The organism is Thermoanaerobaculum aquaticum (assembly GCF_000687145.1).
Lineage (GTDB): Bacteria > Acidobacteriota > Thermoanaerobaculia > Thermoanaerobaculales > Thermoanaerobaculaceae > Thermoanaerobaculum > Thermoanaerobaculum aquaticum.
Genome location: NZ_JMFG01000008.1, coordinates 62599 through 81531, shown reverse-complemented (window position 1 = coordinate 81531; position 18933 = coordinate 62599). Strand labels below are relative to the sequence as shown.

The following is an 18933-nucleotide window of genomic DNA, read 5'->3' as shown; positions in this document are numbered from 1 at the left end:
CGAGTCCGGCCGCTTCTTTTGCGGGGGGCACGGCCACGCTCCCCCGCCCATGCGTGGCCGGCTTGGCCCCCCGCGTTGGATGTGGGGCCGCCGCTCCGCGTGTGGGGCCGGCGCTCCTGCGCCGGCTAACAGAAAAAAGACTGCGACGGAGCGCAGGTCCCACATTTTTCGTGCGGGTTCCTCAGTTTTCCTTTAACGTTGCGATTGAGCGCGGTTCCGCAATTTTCGTCCTTGCTCCGCCGCGAATGCGCCAAATCCCCACACTCGGTCCCGCGAAGCCAGTTCGTGGTTTGGAGCTGGAACGGGCCTAGAGTGAGCTCAGGATCTTCTGGAGGGCGTCCAGCTCGGCGAGGGTGGTGTAAAAGTGAGGGGAAAAGCGCACCCACGAACCGAGGGTGCCTACCCGCACGTGCCGCGCTTGCAAGCGCCGCTGGACTTCCTCGGCAGGAAAGAACGGATGCTGGGCCAAAACGATGCCGGCCACTGGTTGTGAGGCCCCCGGAGAGGCCACGTTCCAGCCCAGCTGGAGGAGAAAGGAGGTCATGGTCCGCTGGTGGGCAAAGATGCGGTTTCGCACGGCCACCAGGCCTTCGGCCAAGATCAACTCCAAACTTGTCGCCCAGCCGGCCAAAACAAGAGGGGAAACACCCTGGCCTTCAAAGCACGCCGCGTCGCTGGCGCCCTCGGCCAGAGGCTTACGCCAGGGGGAAAAGACGGGGTGCCAGCGTTCCCGCAGTTCTGGCGTGGTGATCAAGGAGCAAGCCCCCTGCGGGCCCAAAAGCCAGGTGTGGCTGGGCAGCAAGAGCGCCTCCACCTCCAGTTCGGGAAAGCTTTCGGGCCGACAGGGCACGGCCTGGCTGCCGTCCAGAACCACCAAGCACCCCCGGGCCTTGAGCTCCTTGGCCACGGCGGGAAAATCTCCCACCCACCCCGCAGCATCCACCCAGGGGAGGTAAACCACAGCGCGTTCTGGTGCCCTGGCCTCGAGAATGTGAGCGAGCTGTGCCCATCGGGCCGGCTCCAGGAGGGTGGCAGGGCGTCCCAACCGCTGAAGGAGCAGGACCAGGGAGCGGGCCTCGTCGGGATCTTCTGCGGTGAGAAAAAACTCGGTGCCTGGGGGAAGGTCTAGCCCGGCAAAAAGGGCCGCCAGCGCCGTGGCAGCATCGGGGAAAAGGCTCACGTCGCTGGGCTGACACCCTGCTATTTGCGACACCAGCATGCGGACCTTTTGGTCCAGCTGGTTGAGCTCCCGCGACTGCCAAAAACCTTCCTGCTGGTAGAGCCTCAGCGCTTCGCCAACGGCGGCCACCGCCGGCTGCGGCAGGGGGGCAAGGGTGGCGTGGTCCAGGTAAAGGCAGCGCTCGCGGATGGGAAAGATGGCGGAGAACTCCATGGCAGGGCCAGTATAGAAGCTTGTCCTGGCTGGCGTTTACACTGTAAAGTGCAAGGTCAGCCATGTGCGGGATCTTTGGCTACGCCGGCAGCCGAGTGGTGTGCTCCTCCCGGGATGCGGAGAGGGCCCTCGCCCTTTTGCGCCATCGGGGTCCCGATGCCACCGGCTTTGTGTCAGGCCCGGGATGGGGGATTGGGGCTTGTCGCCTGGCCATCGTGGATTTGGTGGCCGGGGACCAACCGGTGAGGAACGAGAGCGGCACCATTCATGTGGTGCTCAACGGCGAGATTTACAACTACCGGGAGCTGCAGGAGGAGCTGCGGGGCCATGGGCACCGCCTCCGCTCCTCGGGGGACACCGAGCTTTTGGCCCACCTTTGGGAGGAGCACGGGAAGGCTCTGCTCTCGCACCTTCGGGGGATGTTCGCCCTGGCGGTTGTGGATGAGCGTACGCAAAAGCTCTTTTTGGCCCGGGACCGATTGGGCAAAAAGCCGCTGTACTGGATGCGCTCCCACGGGGGGCTCTTTTTTGCTTCCGAGCTAAAGGCGCTCCGGCCCTTTGCCCAATCCTGGGTGGTGGACCCTCCGGCCCTGGAGGCGTTTTTAACTTTCGGCTTTGTCCCCGAGGGGAGCTGCTTTGTGCGGGGGGTGGAAAAGCTCCCGCCCGGGCATTGGCTGGAACTGGACATTCCCACCGGAGAAATCCGTAGCGGCTGTTACTCCACCTTTGAGTTTTCCCCGGATCCCACGCTCAGCGAGGAAGACGCAGCTCAGCGCTTGGTGGAGCTTTTGGCCGAGGCGACCGCGTTGCGGTTGCGCGCCGATGTGCCGGTGGCGGTGTTCTTGTCGGGTGGTTTGGATTCCGCGAGCATTGCGGCGCTTGCCCGGCGGCTTGGGGAGGAGCCCAAGCTTTTGTTCGTGGATTTAGGTGATGCCGGTGAAAAGCACCGGGCCTTGGCCACCGCGGCAAGCCTGGGTTTGCCTCTGGACGTGCTTCCCGGGGAGGGGGCGCCGAGCCCTGAGCTTCTCCCCAAACTGGCGGAGGTCTTTGATGAGCCTTTGGCCGACCCCTCGGTGGTCCCCACCTATTTTGTGGCGCAAGCCGCCTCGGCCGCGGTGAAAGTGGTGCTCAACGGGGACGGCGGAGACGAGCTTTTAGCTGGCTATCGCCGCTTCCTCCTGGCAGCTGCGGCGGAAAGGCTGCCGACCCGGTGGGCGTTGGCGGCGGGACTGGCCGCTTTGGGGCTGGTTTCTGGCAAGCCGTGGCTATCCCGGCGGTTTCGTGAGGGGCTGAGAGATCCCACCGGGGGGTATTTGGCTTGGGGGCCGGTGAAGTTTACACCCGGGGAAGTGGCATCGTTTTTGGGTCGGGAGCCGAATTTGGCTTCTTTCCACCGGGTTCTGGCGCAGGCGCCGGAAGATTCAGCGGTCAACCGCTTGCGTGCCCTTGAGCTTTTCTTCTTTTTGCCTGGAGATTTGCTGGTAAAAATGGACCGCGCCACCATGGCCTGTTCCCTGGAGGCGCGGTCGCCTTTCCTGGATCAGGAGGTGGTGCGCTTCTTGCTCACCGTTCCCCCCAAGCTCTTGCTATCGCCCTTCCGCACCAAGCGCTTGCTGCGCCGGGCTACCCGCGGGCTTCTTCCCACGGAGGTACGACGGGGTCCCAAGAGGGGGTTTGAGCCGCCGCTTCGCCAGTGGCTGGCTGGACCCTGGGTCGGGGAAGTGCAACGGGTGTTACACGATCCGCGGTGCTCCCTGCGTGGTTTCTTGCGTATGGGGCCTTTGGCCAAAACCCTTAGCAAATTAGCTGTAGCCGATCCCCCACGCCACGCCCGGGCGGTGTTTACGCTCCTCACCCTGGAGCACTGGCTTTCCCGGTGGGGTTAGAGGGTTAACCGGGGGAGTGGGCGCACCTCGATGACCCGCACCGGAAAGCCACGCCCGCGCCAGGCTTCCACCGCCACCCGGAGGTTGGGTTCGTCCCTGCTCACCCACCGAAACCCGTCGCGGGTGTAAAGCAGCACCGCTCCCCGGCGGTTCAGGGATCCCGGTGACTCCGGAACAGGCCTGACTTGCAGGTCTTCCCGGTGGAGCACCCACTCGAAGAGCGCGGCGGCGTCAATGAGCCCGGCCGGATCGCTGCCGCGAACGTAAAAGAGCTTGGGCCACCCTTCCACCGAAAGGGCAATATCCCGGAGCACGTTGGTGCCGTCGGCGCGGACCACCGCCACCGGGCGATCCAGGGGAAACTCACCGGCAACCGCCTCGGCCTGTCTTACGAGCCGGGCATGGGCGTCGGAAACGCGGGCCCAATCCCGTAGGTCCGCCCGCACGGTAAAAACGTGGGCGAGGAGCACCAGAAAACCCACGAAGCCTGCTGCCACGCTGGCAATCCGGCGGCTGCGTTCTCCCAACTTCTGGAAGAAGACGGCAAGGCTCGCCAAAATCAGGAGAAGAAAGCCAGCGTACGGGGCAACCAAGTAGCGGGAGGGCTGGTAGGGCACGAGCAGGGTGGGAAGCATGGGCGCAAAAAGCAAGCTGGCACCGAAAATCCCTGCCGGATGACGGGTTTTCACCGCTAAAACCACCAACAAAAGCACCACCACAGTGGCCAGGCCCCCACGAAGCGTGAACGGAAACTCCAGAGGCACCGGTTGTTCCAGGTGCAAAAAGGAGGCCAAGCTGTGGGGCACCTTGGCCAGCACCCGGAGGTCGTAGCGGAAGTAGTTCTTGTCTCCCGGAAAGCAGAGGAAATAAATCCCAACGTACAGCAAAGCCCCGGCGAAAAAGACCAGGGCTTTTTTGAAGCTTGCGGCCAGCGAATCCCGGGCAAACCCCCAGGCCAGCGCGAAAACGAGAACCGGGGTCACCACCCACGTTTCCTTGCTGAGCATGGCCAGCACCGTTAGCAGAGCCAGAAGCCATGGGTGGCTGCGCATCCCCGGGCGCGGCCAGGCCAAAACTAGGCAAAACCAGCACAAAAGGAGAAGATCATCGAAACGGCTGGAAACCAGCGTAGCTGTTTCGGACGCAAACGGCGATAAGCCCCAAAGCAGGCCAAGGGCAAGGGAAACGGGTTTGGACAATCCTAGTTTCGCACCAACCAGAACCAACGCACACGCCACAATACTGTGCAGCAGCACACTCTGCAGGTGAAAGCCCCCTGCCCAGCGATCCCAAAGAAGACGGTCCAGGGCCAACGTCCAAATTGTGGTGGGGCGGTAAGACGTGTCGAAGTCACTTACCAGCAAGCGAGGTTGATGGAGTGCCTGGTGAACATGCTGGAGAAGCTGGAAATCGTCCCCCATGAGGGAAAACGAAAAGACCCGGGCAAACAGTAAAAAAATTAAGGTTGGGGAGATGAGTACCCAAAAATACTTTGAGCAAAACCTCATAGGCACTGTATAGCAAACTGAAGAAGGCCTTGCCAAGCTTCGCGGAACGGTTTAACCCCGCGACGCTTGGCCGCTGTCTGCCCTTGCCCCTGAGCAACGGACGCGAAGGGCTGTGCGCGAAACTACGTCTCTTCCCGCTGGGGGCAACCTCGAATCAATGCCGGGGACGATCGGCGTGGGGTCTTCCGCGGGGCGCCTGGCCTTCCGAGCGCGGGGCGCTGCTTGCGGGGCTGCGTGGCGCTATGTTCTCTCGCGGCGGGGATTGTGGTCTGCTCACCCCTGAAGGCGGGCTGGAGGGGAAGCTGGAGCGGGTCCTGGGGGCGGGTTCGGCGGGGATTTCCCGCAGGCGAGGGCTTTCCCTGGGGATGATCTGGCGCGGCTGGGGGGAAGCTGGCGGTGCGGAGCGATCCGGGGCAGAGAAGCGGGGTTGTTCCCACCGCCAGGACTCGGAGGAATCGGGCGAGGGGCGAGGCACGAGGTTTTCCCGCCGGCTTGGAGCCCTGGGAACCTCTGGGGCTTCGGGGCGAGGCACCCGCGGCTGCCAGGAGGATGGGGGACGAGAGGTGCGCTCCGGTTGCTCCACCCTTTCCGGCTCCCGGCGTCGGTCCGGCAACCGGGTGACGTCCGGCTCCCTTCCGGAGGGCCTGGAGGTATCAGCGCCGGGTTGACGTCCGCGGGAGAAAGAAGGCTCGGTCCGTGGGCGCGCTTCATCCCCTCCGTCGGAGGGGCGGACGGGGAAAGGCCTGGCCAAACGCACCGCTTCTGAGGTGCGCGTTAACGGCAGGGGGGACACGTCGTTATCCGCTGGACCACGCGTCTCACGCCGGAGGTAGTTTGTAACCTCCCGGGGTGCCTGGTCGCGGAACAGCTCGCGGAGCTCCGCCGGTCGCCCAAGGTCTCGCGGTGCGGGTCCCACCAGAGGCCCCGAGCGCACGATGGCTTCGCGGTCGCCGATGGAGCGGATGATCCGGCCGGGATCCAGCCGAACCCGCTCAATATGGGATGAGGTAAAGCGATCCTCGGGGACGAAGGTCCAGGGCCGGTGATCAATGTGCCCTAGGCGAACCCGTCCTGAAAAATCGAAGCTCACTTCCGACCACCGGTGCGGCCGATCGTAGTGATGATGCCCTTGTTTCCACCACCACCAGTCGTAATACCCCCGGGGGCACCAGCCCACATACCCGGGGGTGTAAACCCAGTGAACCCACGCCGGGGCCCAAACTGGGTCGTAAAACCAAACCCAGCCGAAGCTTACGGAAAAGTACCAGGAGCCGTAGTGGTAGGGGTACCAGCCCCACGGTTCGTAGGAAACCCAACACCAGCCCGCGGGCGTCCAGTACCAACGGCCGTAGGAGTAAGGAACCCAGGTGACGCTCACCCGCGGCCGCCAACCCCAGGCCGAGAGGTCGGTCAAGTACACCCATTCTCCGTAGGTGTCCAGGACGTAGGCCCGCGGAGCCCCCTGCACGTAGCGGGTTGTGGGGGATTGGCTGGGGGGCATGCGGCGCTCCAAGACCCACTGCCAGAAATCGTCGCTATCGCCGCTCCATTCCACCCGCTGGAGCTCCTCGTTGTCGGCAACCCAGGCGGCAAAACCTGCCCGTAGCAAGACCGAGCCCATCCCTGCCGGGAGCTCTGCGGAACCCCGGTGGGCAGCCACCTTGAGCTGGTCCCCATCCAGCTGCAGGCGGTACAGGCCGCCCCGGGCAAGGTAAACGGTGCCGGCGGGAGAGTCCACCCGTACCGATGCGGCTTCCGCGGCTACCTCCACGGCAATCCCACCGGCGGCCAGGTAGAGGGCCGTGCGCGGGGCCGAATAACCGCGGCTTTTGGCGATGCTGTCAAAGTCCACGGTGGTGAACTGGTCGAGCCAAACCGTGGAGCCGTCGGAAAGTTGAATTTCCAGGCGCGCGCCGCGGGCGGTTTCCACCCGGTCCCCGGGGAGCACCGGCATGTTCACCACCGCATCCAGGGTTTCCCCTTGGGTGGCGGGTTTGAGGGTGGCGTACCGTTCAAGGTACGAGATGTAGCTTAGAGAGGTCAGTTCATCCGCGCCCTCTTGCGCCCAGGACACCATAGCCACCATCAAGAAGCTTGCGGCTTTAAGCTGCCAGTGGCTGCGGGTGCTCATGGCTACCTCCCTCCGCCTTCACGCACATGCAATACCCGTGCCAAGTGCTAGCTGTCGAGCCTGAGCAGCTGCTGGACCTGGCGAACCTTCACCACGGTTCTGGGCGGGTAATAGCCTGAGCGAAGGGTGGCGTTGGGGTAGGTGACGCAGCCGGGGCCCATGAGCACCCCCGGGTTGGTGACGGTGTTGCATCCCGTCTTACACCCATCACCGAGGATCGCGCCCAGCTTTCGCAGGCCGGTGCGGACCTTTTCTTCGCCCACCGGAATCGTGATTTCGCCGCCCACGTTTTTAACGTTGGAGAGGATGGTTCCCGCACCGAGGTTAACGCCCCGTCCGAGGATGGAATCCCCCACGTAGTTTTGGTGCGGCGCGTGGGCTTGCGGCAAGAGGATGGCGTTCTTAAGCTCGGAGTGGGCTCCCACCACCGCGCCTTCGCCGCACAACACCGGCCCCCGCAGGTAAGCGCCGGTGCGCACCCGGCACCCGCGGTCCAAGAGCACCGGCCCGCGGATGACCACCCCCGGCTCGATCTCCACGTCCTCGGCTATGAACACCGGGCCGGAAAGCAGGTGCACCCCCTCGGGGAGCGGGGAGCGGATTTCCCAACAGCTCCAGCTTTCCAAATAACGCGCAAGGCCGCTGGCCAGCGCTGTCCAGACGGGCTCGTTATCTGGGAACAACCCGCGGTGGGAAAAGCCAGAAAGATCGAAGAAGTGCTCGGCGGTAAGTGCAATCATCAGCGGGCAGTATACCTGGCTTCGGGCGAGGGCTCGGCGTTGGAGGTGCGTTTCACCACCACCACCGTCTGGTCATCGCTGGGGGTGGGTTGGCCGGAGAAGCTGGCGGTGGCATCGAAGATCAGCTTCACAATGTGGCTGGCGGGCGCGTGGCGGTGGCGGCGCACCAGGCGGACCAGGCGTTCGACCCCAAACTCCTCGCCGGTGCGGTGGTGGAGGCATTCGGTGATGCCGTCGGTGTACATCACCAGCACATCGCCGGGTTCTAGTCGCACGAAACCCCGGACGTAGGTGGCTTTGTCGGATGGGCCAAGCACCATGCCACCTTCCCGCAGGAAGAGCAGCTTGCCGTCTTTCTTGAGGACGAAAGGCGGCACGTGACCGGCGTTCACATAAACCAAATTGCCGTTGGACTCCAGCTCACCCACGAACAGCGAAACAAACTTTGAGGTGAGCTTGGAGCGGTTGATGATGGTGGCCAGGCGCTCCACGGTGCGCACGATCTTGAAATCCCTGGCCAGGCCCATGCGCAAGCCCACGTACACGTCGCGAACCTGCAACGCTGCGGGCAAACCGTGGCCGGAAGCGTCAGCAATGGCCAAGTCGAAGATTTCCGGGGAAACGGGGATGAAGTCGTAAAAATCGCCGCCTACCACTTCGGCCGGGCGGGAATCGCCGGCCAAATCAAACCCCGGATATTCGGGAACCCTCTTCGGCAGGATGGAGTTCTGAATGCGGAGGGCATCCTGCAGGATCTCGTCGAAGCGTTCCTGGCGTAGCTTTTGGCTCAACGCCAGCCTGACGATGTTGAGCGAGGCGGCTAGCTCCTCGTCGCTGCCCCGGCCGGGGGTGACATCGAAGGAAATGATGTACTCGCCGTCGCTCAGGGCAATGGCGGCAAAGCGCTCACCGGTGCCCAGGGCGTCCTCCAATGCCGGATCGAGGCCCGGGGCGTTGCGGTCCATGACCACCAGGCCTCGCTCCAAAAGCTCCTGGATGGGCGGGTAGGAGATGGGCACGCGGGCGCCCACGGGAGCGCTGGGCGTTTGCCCAAAGGTCTCCACCAGCTCATAGTTGACGCCCTCCAGGCGGTAGACGCGGCCCCCCACTAACCCCAGTTCGTTGTGGAAATGGCGGATCATGTGGTCAGCAGCAGCCCTGATGGTCGCAAGGGGCGTTTCCCCCTGCTCGATGGCCGAAAGGGTTTTCGCCACGCGGCGGAACAGGGATTTCGGCGAAGGCGGGCCGGAAACTGCTGGGCGTGTTTGCTGGCGCATGTTGCTCGCTCCTTTCGTTGCTACCCGGCGCTATAAAGGGTACTACCGGTTGGGACGCCCGGCGAGCTCCTCTTTGAGAGCTTGCACCCGCGGGTCCTGAGGGCTTAACTTGGAGGCCTTGTTCACCAGCCGTTTGGCTTTTTCCAGATGCCCTTCGGCCAGCTCCGCGCGGGCCAGGGCGAGGACAGCGTCCACCAGCTGGGGGTTCAGGCGCAGGGCCCGACGGTAGAGTTTTTTTGCTTCGGCAAAGCGGCCGGCGGCCAGCTCCACGTCGCCTCTCACCAGGAGCTGGTGGGGGCTAGCCTGGGCGAGGTTGGCAGCGCGGAGGGCTTGCTGGGCTTCTTGCTCCCGGCCTAAGGACCGGAAGAGGGAAGCCAGGTTAGAAAGCACCGTGGGGTTTGAGGGTTCCAACTCCAAGGCCCGGCGGTAGGCGGAAAGCGCCTGGGGGGTATCGCCCACGCGCCGGTAGGCTACCCCCAGGTTGGCCCAGGCCGGGGCAAAGGTGGGAGCCAGGGCCACCGCATCCTGGAAGAAGCGGAGCGCCACCTCGGGGTGCCCGGCCCGCAGCTCGTCAGCGCCCCGGTTGTTGAGGTAAAGCGCGGTGATCCACATGTCGTCCAGGGGCTTGATTCGCACCGGCTTAACCTGGCGCGAGCGGTCGAAATCGTAAGTGTAGAAACCGCCACCGTACTCCAGCACCGCCACCACGTGAGTGTTCACCACGATCAAATCGCCTTCCCGTTCGGAGCCAATGATCCGTTGGACGAGGGCAGTGGTTACCGGGATCCCCAGCGACCGCCCCAGGGCCACAAAGAGGTTCGTGAACGAAAGGCAGTTGCCTTCCCGGCGGAAAAAAGCTTCGGCGGCAGTGAGGGTTCCGCGGGTGAAGTAGGTGAACGGGAACTGGTCGGGGTCGAAAAGTGCCCGCTGAAGCCTCTCCAAACGAACCGGCGGATCGCCCGGTCCCGCCCACAGGTTGGCGGCTTGCCGCATGGAGTCGGTGACCTGCAAGGGGTTGGGAATGCGGCTGGGATCCACCCCTCGCTTGCGAACCTCCTCCACCCACTGCTCGTGGGAAAGAAAAATTGGAGTCCGCGCCGTTTGGCAGCAAAGGGCGATCAGGCAAGCCGCCGCCAGAAAACCCCGGGCGAGTGCTCTCACCCTCCCATCATGCCACGACAGGGCTGCACGTTAGGAGAGGCTTTGGAGCGTTTCCACCAAATGGGACTCCGGCACCAGCCCCTCGATGTAGGCCTGTCCCCGGTTGATGACGGTACGCGGTACCCCCCGCACCTGGTAGCGGATGGCCAAATGGGGAAACTCCGTGGCCTCCACCATGGCGGCTTTCACCTTCGGCGAGGCGGCGGCCAGGCGGAAGGCGTTCACCACCATCCCGGGGCAGTAAGGGCAGGTGGGGGTGACGTAAACCTCCAGCTCCAGCTCATGGGCCAGCTGAGACAGGAACTCCTTTGTCTCGTCGGCAAGCTCGGGATCGGCCCCGGCAGCCAGCTTGAAGCTTTCCAGGAGGCTGGCGAACTCGTAGCCGGCGGGAATGCCGTAAAAGCGCAGCCCCAAATCCCCGGCGGGGCCCACCGGTACGATGGCCGGCACCATCTCTACACCAAACGCCGACGCCGCGTCTTTATCCAGCAGGAAGTCATGCTCCATGAGCTTCAATTTTGGCGAAAGGGCGGCCAGCTCCCGCAGCAGCTCGCCGGTTTCCCGGCAAAACTGGCACTCCAGCTCCTGGGTGAAAAAATGCACTTCCACCGTGGCCGGAAGCGCGTTCAGGATCTCTTGAACCTTCTTGGCGTCTTTTTCGGAAAGCAATGCCATGCCTTAACCCTCCTTTGTCTTTCCTGCTTCGTTCAGGGCCCGGAGAACCTCGGTCAAATCGGTGATGCCTTTTTCCTTGGCCAGCTCCCCAAGCGTGCCCCACACGGGCTCACCGCACTGGATGCAGATGATCCCGAAGCGCCGCAGTACCCCTGGTGCTTCGGGGATTTGCTCGATGAGCTCTTCAACGGTTATGTCGGGCGTGAGCGGTTTCATATTCATAACTCCATCACCAAACGGTAATATATTGCCTCTCGCCGCGGCTGTCAAGCTGGCGGTGGGGGGTTGCCCAAAGTTCAAGACAGGAGCATCATCTTGCCCTTGAGGAGGGTTCTATGGCGGATGTGGTGCTCGTGGAGGATCGCGGCAGGGTTCGTTGGCTCACCATCAACCGCCCGGAAAAGCTCAACGCCTTAAACCGCGAGGTGCTGGCGGCGCTGGAGCGGGCTTTTGCCGAGGCAGTGGCGGAGCCCAGCGTGGGGGCGGTGGTGATCACGGGTTCCGGCGAGAAGGCCTTTGTGGCCGGTGCGGACATTGCGGAGTTCCAAGGCCTTTCTCCTGCCCAGGCGCAAGCCCTGGCAAGGCGTGGGCAAGCGCTGTTTTCCACCATCGAAGAAGCCCCCAAACCGGTCATTGCTGCGGTGAACGGCTTTGCTTTGGGTGGGGGCATGGAGCTGGCCATGGCCTGCCACCTTCGGGTGGCAGCGGAAAACGCCAAATTCGGCCAGCCGGAGGTCAAGCTCGGCTTGATCCCGGGCTACGGGGGGACCCAGCGGCTCCCGCGCCTTGTGGGCAAAGGGCGGGCGCTGGAGCTCTTGCTCACCGGCGCCATGATTGACGCCGCCACCGCCCTCTCCTGGGGGTTGGTTAACCGGGTGGTCCCGCAGGCGGAGCTTTCGGCCATCGCCCAGAAGCTGGCGGAAGACATCCTGGCGGTAGCGCCCACGGCGGTAAGCCGATGCCTGGAAGCGGTGAACGTGGGCCTTGAAGGCCCGCTGGCCGAAGGCCTGCAAATGGAAGCAGCGCTGTTTGGCTTGTGCGCCGGCACCGAGGACTTCAAGGAAGGCGTGAGTGCCTTTCTAGAAAAGCGTCCTGCCCGCTTCCCCGGTTACTAAATGGCTTTTTTCGAAAAGCCCCAAGAGATCTTCCACTGGGACGCCGGCGCTCCACCGCTGGGCGCGGTGCAGGTTGACGACGAAACCTTGAGGGACGGCCTCCAGGGTCCCTCGGTGCGCGAGCCTCCCCTGGAAGGCAAGCTGGAGTACCTGCACCTGGCGGCGCAGGCGGGTGTGAGCGCGGCGGATTTGGGCATGCCCTCCGCAAGCCCCCGGGTGGAAGCGGAGGTCACCGAGCTCTTGCGGGAAATAGCCCGGGCCAAGCTCCCTTTGACCCCCAACTGCGCCGCTCGAACCCTGGAGCGGGACATCACTCCTTTGGTGCGCATGAGCCAAAACCTGGGGGTGCCGCTGGAGGTCATGCTGTTTTTGGGGTTTTCGGCCCTCCGTCGGCAGGTGGAAGGCTGGGCACGGGAGCACCTTTTGCGCAAGGCTTTTGAGGCGGTGAGTTTTGCCGCAAAAAACGGGCTTTTGGTGACCTTTGTGGCCGAGGATGCCTCTCGCACCTCACCCGAGGATTTGGAAAGCCTCATCCTGACGGTGGTGCGGGCCGGCGCCAGCCGGGTGTGTCTGGCCGATACCACCGGTTGCCTGAGTCCCTGGGGGGCCGAGGCGCTCACCGCCTTTGCCCGCCGCATTCTGGATCATCACGGCTTTTCGCAAGTGGGTCTTGACTGGCACGGCCACAACGATCGGGGGTTGGCGGTGGCCTGCGCCTTGGCGGCAGCCCGGGCCGGCGCCAGCCGGGTGCACGGAAGCCTTTTGGGCATTGGCGAGAGGACCGGCAACGCGCCGGTGGAGCAACTCCTCCTCAACCTGTACCTGTTGGGCAGCCACCGTCGCCAGCTGGAGCACCTTGTGGCCTTTGTGCGCCGGGGCGCCGAGCTTTTGGGCCTTTCCATCCCTGCCTATCAGCCTGTTGCAGGCCGGGATGCTTTTACCACGGCTAGCGGTGTGCACGCCGCGGCCATCCTGAAGGCCTGGGAAAAAGGGGACCAGCGCCGGGCGGAGGTGGTGTACTGCCCGTTTCCCCCGTCGCTTTTGGGGCAAAAGCTGGAAGTGGTCATTGGGCCTTTCTCCGGCGCTTCCAACGTCCGCTACTTCCTGCTCACCCGCGGTATCAAACCCACACCGGAACGAGTCAAAAAGATCCTGGCGGAAGCCAAAAAGCGTCGCGAGCCCTTGGACGAAGGGGAAGTTTTCGAGCTCATTCACGACGAGGCTTAACGGGGCGCTTCGAACTGGCGGAGCAAGCCGGCCTGGCGGAGGGGGTCGAAATCGGGATCCAGACGCAGGTCCAAGCGGTCGAAGCCGTAAAGGTCCTTGCTACGGGCAAGCCAGAGGGTTGCTTTTTCCCGCTCGCCCATAACGGCCCAGGCCGCGGCAATGTTATAGGCCAGCGTTCCCCGGGCCACCTCGCTTCCCTCCCGCCAGAGCTTTTCGGCTTGGGCTAAGGCTTGCTGCGCCTTTTCCCGGTTGCCCAAAGCCGCGTGAGCGCGGGCAAGGCCAATGAACGTGTAGGCACCGGCCCCTTCGCTTTGGGCCAAGGTGCTTAACACCGCCAGCGCTTCTTCCGGCTTGCCCAAAGCCGTAAGCGCGTCCCCTTTGGCCTGCAACGCCTCGCTATCGTTGGGGTCCTCCTTCAAAAGCCTTTCCGCTTCCGCTAGCACCTGCTGCCAGAGCTCGCGACGCTTTTCCTCCCAGCGCAAAAGCGAAGCCCAGTACTGGCCGAACTGATAGGCGGTCAGTCGCGGAGCCGTGGAGTAATCCAGATACTTGCGGAGCGCCTCTTCGAGGGTCGCCCGCGCTTGGCTTTCCTCCCCTAACCGGTGGTAAGCAAAGGCCGCGTAAAGCCAGTGGCGGTAGCGGGTGGGGAAACGCCGTTGCCCTTCGGAGCAGGTTTCTAAGGCGTCTTTGGCCTGGTCGGCCTGCAACTGGCAGTGGGCCAAAAGCTCCCAGGTGGGGCTGAAATCGGGGCGCCAACCTTGCCTGATGAGTTTCTTGGCCAAAGGGATGGCCTTTTCCGGCCGATCCTCCAGCCGGTACAGCAACGCCAGGCGGTACAGCAGGTAGCCGGAGTCCGGAAATAGCGCCAGCGCCTTGGTAAGAGCCTCCCCCTGTCGCTTGTGATCTTCGAAAACTAAAGCGTCCGCCGCTTCCAGGATCACGGCCTCGGTGCTGGAAGGCCGGGGGCACAAGCTGTGGGCTTCAGCTAAACGGCGCGGAGCTTCAGCAAAATCGCCGGTGCCCTTGGCCACCAGGGCCAAAAACAGCGATGCCGGCCAGAACTGGGGATCGGCCTTCAAAGACGCAGAGAGCTTCTCCCGGGCCTCCCGATAACGCGTGCGCTCGTAAAGCCTGAGCGCATCCCGGAAATTGCGGGCGGCTCCGCTGTCGCTCGTCCGTTCCACGAGAAAGCCAAAAAACGCGTCATCGCTGGCCAAGTCCCGGCGAATGTGCTCCCGTTCCAGCACATTCATGACCTGAGGCAGCACGCCCATCTCGAAGGTGCCCGGTTCAGCTTCCCAGCGGGCCAGCCGGCGCCGGTGGCGGCCCTCCTGGCTCTCCGCCGAAAGCGCCACCGCCCCGTTTTTTTGCTCCAAGCTGAGGAGCACCCCAACCTCTGGGGGTGCGGCCAGGGAAAGCCAGCTCACCTTGGCAACTTCTCGCTCCAGGGCCTGAGCCATGGTGGCCAGGGAAGGCTCCTTCGGATTCCAGCTCACGCTTACGGTGAGGCGGCGGTCCGGGTCCAACAGGGAAGCTTGTTTTGGGGGCCAAAGCAACCGACTGGCCAAAACCCCCAACGCCAAAACCGCCACCGCCGCCAGCGCCCGAAGCCGCACCTGGCGCCGCTGCTGCAAGCGTCGCAAGGTGGCAATGATGTCCTGGGTTGAAGGCCGCTTTTCCTTTTCGAGGGAGCAGCAGGCCTGCAGAAGCCTCCGCAGTGGCCTTGGCACGCCCCTGGGAAGGGCACTCCAGTTGAGCTGCCCCTTGAGCACTTGGCCCACAATTTCCGGGATGTTGGCCCCTTGCACCAGGGGGTGTCCGCACAGCATTTCGGCCACGGTGCAACCAAAGGCCCAGACGTCGCTTTTTTCGTCGGCTTCCTGCCCGAGAATTTGCTCCGGCGGCATGTAGGCCGCCGTTCCCACCGCCACGCCTGAGTCGGACTGCTCCCAGGTGCGGTCGTGATCCCCTGGGCGGACCATGGGCTTAAAGCGAGCCAAGCCAAAGTCCAAAATCTTGACGTGGCCTGCTTGGTCCACCATTACGTTGGAGGGCTTAAGGTCTCGGTGAACAACGCCTTCGGCGTGCGCCGCTTGGAGCGCCGCAGCCAGCTGTTCAGCTAAGGGAACGACCCTTTCCAGGGGCAGCGGTCCCCGGGCCACCATGCGGTCCAGGCTCTCGCCTTTCACAAGCTCCATGACGATGATGCGAATTGGCTGCTCGGGGGCTTCCGGGTTTGGGATTTCCTCCAGCTCGTAAACCGCAGCCACCCCAGGGTGGTTGATCACCGCTAGCGCCCGCGCTTCACGACGAAACCGCGTCACCGCATCTTGGTCGTGGAGGAGCTTGTCGGGCAAAAACTTTAAAGCTACCTCCCGGCCTAAAACCAGGTCCTTGGCTCGCCAAACCTCCCCCATGCCGCCACGCCCCAGGAGAGCTTGCAAGCGGAAGTGACCAACCACCGTTCCCGGGTTCACAGGAACATAGTAGGGCCTTGGGTATCGTTTGGCCAACGCTTTTTGAACTGCGTAGGTAGCGCGTTCCGCTTATAGGATTTAAGCACGGTTTTTGCCGGCCCCAAGCCCGCCCCTGGTTCGCGGGCCGGGCCACGCAACGCCGATTGCCTTCCGGTTTCTTGCGGGCAGAGCTTACCGCGCCAGGCTGACCCAAAGCGTTCGCAGCGAGAGAGCCACGATGAGCGAGCCGACGAGGATCATGAGGGGCTTTGCAGGCAGCTTCCTGGTCATCCGGGCCGCCAGCGGCGCTGCGATCATGCCCCCGAGGGTTAGACCGGCAATCACCCGCCAGTGTTCGGCGTAGCTCAAGCTAACGATGAACGTGGCGGTTTGCGCCAGCGTCACAAAAAACTCCGAAAAGTTCACCGAGCCAATGGCGTAGCGAGGATGATTGCCCCTGGCCACAAGCGTGGTGGTGACGATGGGGCCCCAGCCCCCGCCGCCCATGGCGTCTAAAAAGCCACCGAAAAAACCCAAAAGGCTGGTGTGACGGTAGGCGCGCCGGTGCTGCCCTCGGTGGTTGCGAGCTTTGAGCACGATGCGCAGCCCCATGAGCAGGAGGTACGCGGCAATAAAAGGCTTGATCTTCTCGCCGTTCACCGAGGTGAGGGCGTAGGCTCCCAAAACACCACCCAGAACCCCGGGCACCAGCAAGCGCTTGACCAGCTCCCGATCGAGGTTTCCCAGTTTCCAGTGGGAGGCCCCGGAAATCCCGGTCACCACCACCTCCGCGGTATGGACGCTGGCGGAGGCCGCAGCAGGGGGTACCCCGAGGCTCAAAAGAAGGCTGTTGGAGCTCACCCCGTAGGCCATGCCCAAAGCTCCATCAATGAGCTGAGCAATAAAACCCACCAAAGCAAAAAGCAGAAAGCTGAACCAGGGGGATGTGCTTGCCGAGGTGGCCAGTGAGCAGGAGGAAAGCAGCACGGCGGCGCCTCCCAGAATCCCCAGGGGAAGCAGGCTAGGGTGCCGCGGTGACCGCGAGAACCAACACTGGGGTCCTGGCATGGCGCTTTGATTCTCCTTCTAAATTCACTGGCGATCTGGGGGGACCGGCGGCTTTTCCACCCGTACCCCCGAACTCGCGCGCCATTGTATCCGCCGTCCAACGAAAAAACCGTGTGCCCCCTTGCGTTGCCTGCCGTAGTTTGGCCCTTCAAACCAGAAAAAGCCGGCACCTTGCAAGGGAACGTGATTTCGTGCACAATCCACAAGCTCGACTCAACGTCGAGCCTTTCTGGAGGCACCCATGAAGGTTCATGAATACCAAGCTAAGGAAATCCTGGCGCGTTACGGGGTGGCGGTTCCCCGGGGACGGCTGGCGACCACTCCGGAAGAGGCCAAGAGCATCGCCCAGGAGCTGGGTGGCCGCGTGGTGGTGAAGGCCCAGGTCCACGCCGGTGGGCGAGGGAAGGCGGGGGGCGTGAAGCTGGCCAATTCCCCGGAGGAAGCTTTCCAGGTGGCCTCGCAGATCCTGGGGATGAAGCTGGTTTCGGTGCAAACCGGCCCGGAAGGCAAGCTGGTGCGGAAGGTGCTGGTGGAGGAGGCGCTTCCCATTGACCGGGAGCTTTACCTTGGCGTGGTTTTGGACCGCAGCCGCGGTTTGCCGGTGATGATGGCCTCCGCTTTTGGGGGTATGGAAATCGAGGAGGTGGCGAAAGAACACCCTGAGGCCATCCTCAAGGAACACTTTGATCCGGTCTTGGGATTGCGCCCGTTCCAGGCTCGCAAGCTGGGATTTGCCCTGGGTCTTTCAGGCAACACCTTTAAGGAGTTTGTGACGTTTTCCCAGGCGCTTTCCCGCGCTTACAACGAAACCGACGCTTCACTGGCGGAAATCAACCCGCTTTTGATCACCGAGGATGGGCGGGTTTTGGCTCTCGACGCCAAGATGAACTTTGATGACAACGCCCTTTCCCGGCACCCCGATATTGCCGCCATGCGCGATGTGGACGAGGAGGACCCCTTCGAGGTGGAGGCCTCCAAGTACGATTTGAACTACATCAAGCTGGACGGCACCATCGGCTGCATGGTGAACGGCGCCGGGCTGGCCATGGCCACCATGGACATCATCAAACACTACGGTGGCAACCCGGCCAACTTCCTGGACGTGGGTGGCGGTGCCAGCCAGGAAAGGGTGGAAAACGCGTTTCGCATCTTGCTTTCGGATCCCAACGTCAAGGCGGTGCTTATCAACATCTTTGGCGGCATCGTCCGCTGCGACATGATTGCTGCCGGCGTGGTGGCCGCCGCCAAAAACCTCGACGTGAAGCTGCCCATCGTCGTGCGTTTGGAAGGCACCAACGTGGAGGCCGGCAAGGAAATCCTGGCAAGCTCCGGTTTGCCTTTGCATCCGGCGAGCACCATGGCGGAAGCCGCACAAAAAGTGGTGGCGTTGGCGGGATAGGGAGGCTTGTATGGCCATTTGGGTGGATCAAAACACGCGCGTTGTGGTGCAGGGTCTTACCGGGAAAGAGGGGCAGTTCCACGCCGCTCGCTGCCGCGAGTACGGCACCCAAATCGTGGCCGGTGTCACCCCCGGCAAGGGCGGCCAGGAGGTGGACGGGGTTCCGGTGTTCAACACCGTGGCCGAGGCCAAAAAGGCCACCAACTGCAACGCTTCCTTGATCTTCGTGCCGCCGCTTTTGGCCGCCGACGCCATTTTGGAAGCGGCCGATGCCGGCATTGAGCTCATCGTTTGCATTACCGAGGGCATCCCCGCCCGGGATGAGGTGCTGGTGAAGCAGGCGCTTTCCGGAAGCAAGGTGCGGCTCATCGGTCCCAACTGCCCCGGCATCATCTCGCCGGGGAAAGCCAAGCTGGGGATCATGCCGGCGCACATTCACCGGGAAGGCAGCATTGGCGTGGTTTCCCGCTCGGGAACCCTGACTTACGAAGCGGTGGACCAGCTCACCAAGTTGGGGCTGGGCCAGTCCACCTGCGTGGGGATTGGCGGCGATCCGGTACCCGGGACCACCTTCGTGGACGTACTGGCAGCGTTTAAAGACGACCCGCAAACCGAAGCGGTGGTGCTCATTGGCGAAATTGGCGGCACCGCCGAAGAAGAAGCGGCTGAATACGTCAAGGCCCATTTTTCCAAGCCAGTTGTGGCATTTATCGCCGGACAAACGGCACCTCCGGGGCGGCGTATGGGCCATGCCGGCGCCATCATTTCCGGAGGCAAGGGCACCGCCAAGGAAAAAATGGAAGCCCTGCAAGCGGCGGGCATCCACGTGGTGCCCACGCCGGCGGAAATAGGTATCACCATGGCCAAAGTTTTAGGCCGAGCGTAAAAGGGGGGAGC

15 protein-coding genes are annotated in these 18933 nt (G+C 63.4%); 5 read left to right on the top strand and 10 right to left on the bottom strand.

The features are described from left to right. Positions 1 to 307 precede the first annotated feature (307 nt). Positions 308 to 1393 carry an aminotransferase class V-fold PLP-dependent enzyme gene (locus EG19_RS03575; RefSeq protein WP_038047589.1) on the bottom strand — a complete coding sequence of 362 codons (1086 nt, stop codon included), beginning with the start codon at positions 1391 to 1393 and terminating at the stop codon, positions 308 to 310. Positions 1394 to 1455: 62 nt separating this feature from the next. Between EG19_RS03575 and asnB the strand changes: the two genes are divergently transcribed. Beyond that, positions 1456 to 3279: an asparagine synthase (glutamine-hydrolyzing) gene (asnB, locus tag EG19_RS03570; protein ID WP_053334833.1), complete on the top strand. Its 1824-nt coding sequence runs from the start codon at positions 1456 to 1458 to the stop codon at positions 3277 to 3279. Here the strand turns inward: asnB and EG19_RS03565 are convergent. The 7 genes from EG19_RS03565 to EG19_RS03535 all read right to left on the bottom strand — a co-directional run bounded on the left by EG19_RS03565 (position 3276) and on the right by EG19_RS03535 (position 10987). After that, the gene (locus EG19_RS03565; RefSeq protein WP_152543892.1) at positions 3276 to 4286 is read right to left on the bottom strand and encodes a hypothetical protein; all 1011 of its coding nucleotides are present in this window, start codon (positions 4284 to 4286) and stop codon (positions 3276 to 3278) included. The genes asnB and EG19_RS03565 overlap by 4 nt on opposite strands. A gap of 655 nt (positions 4287 to 4941) precedes the next feature. Continuing rightward, positions 4942 to 6918, bottom strand: a complete 1977-nt coding sequence (locus EG19_RS03560; protein ID WP_038047585.1) for a FecR family protein — start codon at positions 6916 to 6918, stop codon at positions 4942 to 4944. A gap of 47 nt (positions 6919 to 6965) precedes the next feature. After that, the gene (locus EG19_RS03555; RefSeq protein ID WP_038047583.1) at positions 6966 to 7658 is read right to left on the bottom strand and encodes an LbetaH domain-containing protein; all 693 of its coding nucleotides are present in this window, start codon (positions 7656 to 7658) and stop codon (positions 6966 to 6968) included. Next, positions 7658 to 8935: a PP2C family protein-serine/threonine phosphatase gene (locus tag EG19_RS03550; protein WP_038047581.1), complete on the bottom strand. Its 1278-nt coding sequence runs from the start codon at positions 8933 to 8935 to the stop codon at positions 7658 to 7660. The genes EG19_RS03555 and EG19_RS03550 overlap by 1 nt, the downstream gene beginning before the upstream one ends. Positions 8936 to 8977: 42 nt before the next feature. Continuing rightward, positions 8978 to 10096, bottom strand: coding sequence for a tetratricopeptide repeat protein (locus EG19_RS03545; protein ID WP_038047579.1), 1119 nt, complete (start codon positions 10094 to 10096; stop codon positions 8978 to 8980). 30 nt (positions 10097 to 10126) lie between these two features. Beyond that, complete coding sequence (gene pdo / locus EG19_RS03540; RefSeq protein WP_038047577.1) at positions 10127 to 10771, bottom strand: protein disulfide oxidoreductase; 645 nt, start codon at positions 10769 to 10771, stop codon at positions 10127 to 10129. A gap of 3 nt (positions 10772 to 10774) precedes the next feature. After that, on the bottom strand, positions 10775 to 10987 hold the full coding sequence (locus EG19_RS03535; protein WP_038047575.1) for a hypothetical protein: 213 nt from the start codon (positions 10985 to 10987) through the stop codon (positions 10775 to 10777). Positions 10988 to 11106: 119 nt separating this feature from the next. Between EG19_RS03535 and EG19_RS03530 the strand changes: the two genes are divergently transcribed. Both EG19_RS03530 and EG19_RS03525 read left to right on the top strand, forming a co-directional pair. After that, complete coding sequence (locus EG19_RS03530) at positions 11107 to 11886, top strand: enoyl-CoA hydratase/isomerase family protein (protein ID WP_038047573.1); 780 nt, start codon at positions 11107 to 11109, stop codon at positions 11884 to 11886. Then, complete coding sequence (locus EG19_RS03525) at positions 11887 to 13113, top strand: hypothetical protein (protein ID WP_053334832.1); 1227 nt, start codon at positions 11887 to 11889, stop codon at positions 13111 to 13113. Here the strand turns inward: EG19_RS03525 and EG19_RS03520 are convergent. Both EG19_RS03520 and EG19_RS03515 read right to left on the bottom strand, forming a co-directional pair. Beyond that, a complete protein-coding gene (locus EG19_RS03520) occupies positions 13110 to 15590 on the bottom strand; it encodes a serine/threonine-protein kinase (protein WP_152543891.1) in 2481 nt (826 codons plus the stop codon). The genes EG19_RS03525 and EG19_RS03520 overlap by 4 nt on opposite strands. Positions 15591 to 15761: 171 nt before the next feature. Further along, the gene (locus EG19_RS03515) at positions 15762 to 16556 is read right to left on the bottom strand and encodes a sulfite exporter TauE/SafE family protein (RefSeq protein ID WP_200867110.1); all 795 of its coding nucleotides are present in this window, start codon (positions 16554 to 16556) and stop codon (positions 15762 to 15764) included. Between the two features lie 322 nt (positions 16557 to 16878). Here EG19_RS03515 and sucC point away from each other — a divergent pair, with 322 nt between their 5' ends. Together sucC and sucD are read left to right on the top strand one after the other, a co-directional pair. Then, positions 16879 to 18036 carry an ADP-forming succinate--CoA ligase subunit beta gene (sucC, locus tag EG19_RS03510; RefSeq protein WP_038047570.1) on the top strand — a complete coding sequence of 386 codons (1158 nt, stop codon included), beginning with the start codon at positions 16879 to 16881 and terminating at the stop codon, positions 18034 to 18036. A 10-nt stretch (positions 18037 to 18046) separates the two neighbouring features. Next, positions 18047 to 18922, top strand: coding sequence for a succinate--CoA ligase subunit alpha (gene sucD, locus EG19_RS03505; protein ID WP_038047569.1), 876 nt, complete (start codon positions 18047 to 18049; stop codon positions 18920 to 18922). Positions 18923 to 18933: the final 11 nt, after the last annotated feature.